The organism is Hymenobacter coccineus, from assembly GCF_001816125.1.
GTDB classification, from domain to species: domain Bacteria; phylum Bacteroidota; class Bacteroidia; order Cytophagales; family Hymenobacteraceae; genus Hymenobacter; species Hymenobacter coccineus.
In genome coordinates, this window is the sequence record NZ_MDZA01000192.1 from 1 (window position 1) to 4,012 (window position 4,012).

At 70.2% G+C, this 4,012-nt stretch carries 5 protein-coding genes; all 5 read right to left on the reverse strand.

Annotated elements, in window-relative coordinates; genetic code table 11:
• Positions 1-131 precede the first annotated feature (131 nt).
• Positions 132-434: a hypothetical protein gene (locus BEN49_RS12055; protein ID WP_070743767.1), complete on the reverse strand. Its 303-nt coding sequence runs from the start codon at positions 432-434 to the stop codon at positions 132-134.
• A gap of 58 nt (positions 435-492) precedes the next feature.
• Complete coding sequence (locus tag BEN49_RS12060) at positions 493-1,881, reverse strand: ethanolamine ammonia-lyase subunit EutB (RefSeq protein ID WP_070743769.1); 1,389 nt, start codon at positions 1,879-1,881, stop codon at positions 493-495.
• 72 nt (positions 1,882-1,953) lie between these two features.
• The gene (locus BEN49_RS12065) at positions 1,954-2,439 is read right to left on the reverse strand and encodes a hypothetical protein (protein ID WP_070743771.1); all 486 of its coding nucleotides are present in this window, start codon (positions 2,437-2,439) and stop codon (positions 1,954-1,956) included.
• A gap of 88 nt (positions 2,440-2,527) precedes the next feature.
• On the reverse strand, positions 2,528-3,226 hold the full coding sequence (locus BEN49_RS30140; protein WP_262490199.1) for an amino acid permease: 699 nt from the start codon (positions 3,224-3,226) through the stop codon (positions 2,528-2,530).
• A complete protein-coding gene (locus BEN49_RS30145) occupies positions 3,112-3,837 on the reverse strand; it encodes an amino acid permease (RefSeq protein ID WP_262490198.1) in 726 nt (241 codons plus the stop codon). Before BEN49_RS30145 ends, BEN49_RS30140 begins: the two co-directional genes overlap by 115 nt.
• Positions 3,838-4,012: the final 175 nt, after the last annotated feature.

The following is a 4,012-nucleotide window of genomic DNA, read 5'->3' on the forward strand; positions in this document are numbered from 1 at the left end:
CCGCGCGCAGCGGCTCGCTGGTGCCCGTGCGCCCCAGGGCAATGCGGGCGGCGGTGAAGGCTTGCAGCCCGGCCCAGGGGTCGGGCGCGGGACTGCCATCAGCGGCGGGCAGGGAGGCGGGGGAATCCGGGTTAGTCATCGCCGTGGTTGATGAACGCGACCAGGCTATCTCTTCCCACCGAAATGGAAATGAGGTCCGCCGCGACGGGTTGCGGGTCGTAGAAATAAGACACATAGTCCGGTTGAACGGACTTGCGGATGCTGGGCCCCATGATGGCCCGGGCCGCGCGCACGGGCATGCCGGGGTGGACCCGGTACGAGTTCTGCCAGTTCCGCCGCCCATTCCAGGCGTCGGGGCCCCAAAACAGGACGTACGTGCCTAGCAGCACCAGCAGCAGGCAAAACCCCAGGCCGTAGGACAGCAGTTTTAGCATGTTGGCTCCAAGTTAGTACCGTTCACGCCGCAACCCAAACTTCTCGAAAAGTACCCGGCTACCGCAGCGGCGCCGGCAGCTGGCCCAGCAGCGGCGCGGCGGCCGCGGCGGGCAGCAGGGCCCCCTGGGCGTCAAAAATGCCCTGCTGTTGCAGCCAGACTTCAAACTCGGGGGCCGGGCGCAGGCCCAGGACGCGGCGCAGGTACAGGGCGTCGTGGAACGAGGTGGACTGGTAGCCGAGCATGATGTCGTCGGCCCCGGGCACGCCCATGATGAAGTTGCAGCCGGCCACGCCCAGCAGCGTGAGCAGCGTGTCCGTGTCGTCCTGGTCGGCCTCGGCGTGGTTGGTGTAGCACACGTCCACGCCCATGGGCAGGCCCAGTAGCTTGGCGCAAAAGTGGTCTTCGAGCGCCGCGCGGATGATTTGCTTGCCGTCGTAGAGGTACTCGGGGCCAATGAAGCCGACCACCGAGTTCACCAGCAGCGGCCGGAAGCGCCGGGCCACGGCGTAGGCCCGGGCCTCGCAGGTTTGCTGGTCCATCCCGTGGTGGGCGCCCGCGGAGAGGGCGCTGCCCTGGCCGGTTTCGAAGTACATCACGTCCTGCCCCACCGTGCCGCGGTTCAAGGAAAGGGTGGCCTCCCAGGCTTCCTGCAACACGCCCAGGTTGAGGCCAAAGCTGGCGTTGGCGGCCTCGGTACCGGCAATGGACTGAAACGTGAGGTCCACCGGGGCCCCCTGCTCGATCAATTGCAAGGCGGTGGTGACGTGGCACAGCACGCAGGTCTGCGTCGGGATGGCGTACTGTTCGCGCACGGCGTCGAGCATGCGCAGCAAGTTGCCTACGGCCTGCGTGTTGTCGGTGGCCGGGTTGATGCCGATGACGGCGTCGCCGCTGCCGTAGCGCAGGCCGTCCACCAGGCTGGCGGCGATGCCGCGCAGATCGTCGGTGGGGTGGTTGGGCTGCAGGCGCGTGGCCAGGCGCGCGCGCAGCCCCAGCGTGTTGCGGAAGCGCGTGACAACCTCCACGCGGCGGGCCACGGCAATGAGCTCCTGGTTGCGCAGCAGCTTGCTCACGGCGGCCACCATTTCCGGCGTCAGGCCCGGGGCCAGCGCGGCCAGGGCCCCCGCGTCGGCCGCGTCCGACACCAGCCAGTCGCGCAGCTGCCCCACCGTGAAGTGGCCCACGGGCGCAAACGCCGCCGCGTCGTGGGTGTCCACAATGAGCCGCGTCACCTCGTCCTGCTCGTAGGGCACCAGCGCCTCGTGCAGGAAGTTGCGCAGCGGCACGTCGGCCAGCGCGTACTGGGCGGCCACGCGCTCCTCGTAGGTGGCGGCGGCCACGCCGGCCAGCGCGTCGCCGGCGCGCAGCGGCGAGGCCCGCGCCAGCAGCGTTTTCAGGTCCTCAAAGACGTAGGTGTGCTGGCGGACGGTGTGGCGGTAGGGCATTGGCGGCGGGGTGAAAAATGGGCGGCAAGAATTCCAACGGGCCCCACGCCGGGGGGCCCCGCACGGCCGCGGCTAGGGCCGGCGCAGCAGGTAGACCAGGGCCCCCTGGTTGCCAATGGCGGTCATTTGCACCACTTCCCAGCCGTCGGCCGCGGTTTCGTCGAGGGCCCGGCCCAGCGTGGCCCGGGCCAAATCGGCCCGCTTCTCCAACATCCGAAAGCTCTGGTTGACCCCGGCGACTTCTGCGCGCCGCAGCGCGACCGCGGCTTGCGAAGTACTCTCAATCAAGGTCGTAGTCGTCGGGCTATGGTTTTCAAACGAAAGGCTCAGCAGGGCATTGGGCGCAAGCCGACGGGTCGAGTCCGTTTCCTGCACCATTTCGCCCGTTTTGCCGCGGAACGCCGGGCTGTAGGCCAGCACCCGGCGGCCCGCCAGCCAGCCGGGGCCCTCGTAGAAGATTTGCAGGTAAGTGGCCTTGGCCGCCCCGGGTGACTGCGCGGAGGAGCAGCCCGCCAAAACGGTGGTGGCCAGCGCCAGGAGGTAGACAAAACGGAACATGGGGCAGCGGGAAAGGTGGAACCGGAAGCCAAGTATAATTGAATCAAAGGATAACACCAGGGCCCGGCACCCGCCCTACGGCCCCCACTTACCGCAGCCGCTTGGCCCCGCCCAGCCCCACAAACGCCGCGAGCAGCACCAGCCCCACGGCCGCGAACACGCCGCTCAGCCGCAGGTTGTAGTACACCAGGGCCCCCAGGCTCAGCAGCGCGAGGGCCAGGGCCAGCAGCGGCACCGCTGGGTAGCCGGGCACGGCGAAGGGGCGCGCCAGCTCGGGCTCGCGGCGGCGCAGGGCGAAGAGGCTGAGCAGGCTCACGACGTACATCACCAGGGCCCCCAGCACGGCCAGCACGATGAGCTGGTCGGTGGTGCCGGTGAGCAGGGCCCCGGCGCCCACCACGGCGCCCGCCCCCAGGGCCCAGTGCGGCGCCTGCCGGCCGTTGAGGCGGGCCAACGCGCCGGGCAAATAGCCGGCCCGCGCCAGGGCAAACACCTGCCGCGAGGAGCCGATGAGCGTGCCGTGGAACGAGGCCACCAACCCAAACAAGCCGATGCTGGCAAAAAACTGGGCCCAGCGGCTGCCGGGGCCCAGCGCCAGGGTTAGGGCCGCGGGCAGCGGGTAGTCGAGGCGGGCCAGCTGGCGCCAGTCGCCCACGCCGCCGGTGAGCACCATCACGCCCAGGGCCAGCGCCACCAGCGTGAATAGGCCGTAGCCGTAGCCCTTCGGGATGGTGCGGCGCGGGTCCTGCACCTCCTCGGCCACCATCGCCACGCCCTCGATGGCCAGGTAAAACCAGATGGCAAACGGCAGCGCCGCCAGCACCCCGCCCGCGCGCAGCGCACCGGGTGGGCCAGGAAATTCGCGGCCGTGAAGTGCGGGGCCACCAGCCCCAGGTACAGCAGCAGCTCGGCCACGGCCAGCCCCGTGGCCACCAGCGAAAACGTGGCCGATTCCTTGATGCCCCGCAGGTTGAGCAGCGTGAACACCACGTAGCAGCCCAGCGCCGTGCCCAGCACCGGCACCGCGGGCGCCAGAAAGTGCACGTAGCTGCCCAGCGCAAACGCAATGGCCGGCGGCGTGAACAAGAACTCGACCAGCGTGGCATAGCCCGCCACCAGGCCCCCCAGGGGCCCAAACGCCCGGTGCGCGTACACAAACGGCCCGCCCGCGCTGGGCAAGGCCGTCGTCAGCTCCGTGAAGCTGAACACGAACGCCACGTAGAGCACCGTGACCAGCCCCGTGGCGACGAGGAAACCCACCGGCCCGGCCACCGCCCAGCCGTAGTTCCAGCCGAAGTACTCGCCCGAGATGACCAGACCTACGGCCAGGGCCCAGAGGTGCAGCGGCGTGAGGGCTTTTTTGAGGCCGGAAGCGGCGGACGGGGCGGGGGTCGGCATGCGGCGCGGCGGAGTTGGCGGCGGGAGGAGGCGGTAAGATAGGGCCCCGGCCCGCGGCCGCCGCCGCCCGGGGCCCTATTTTGCACCCGCGCCCCCAGGCCCCCGTCTCCCATGCCCCTCCTCCCCGACCCCGCCCGCTTTGCCGCCGCCCTCGCCGCCTTCGACGCGGCCAACG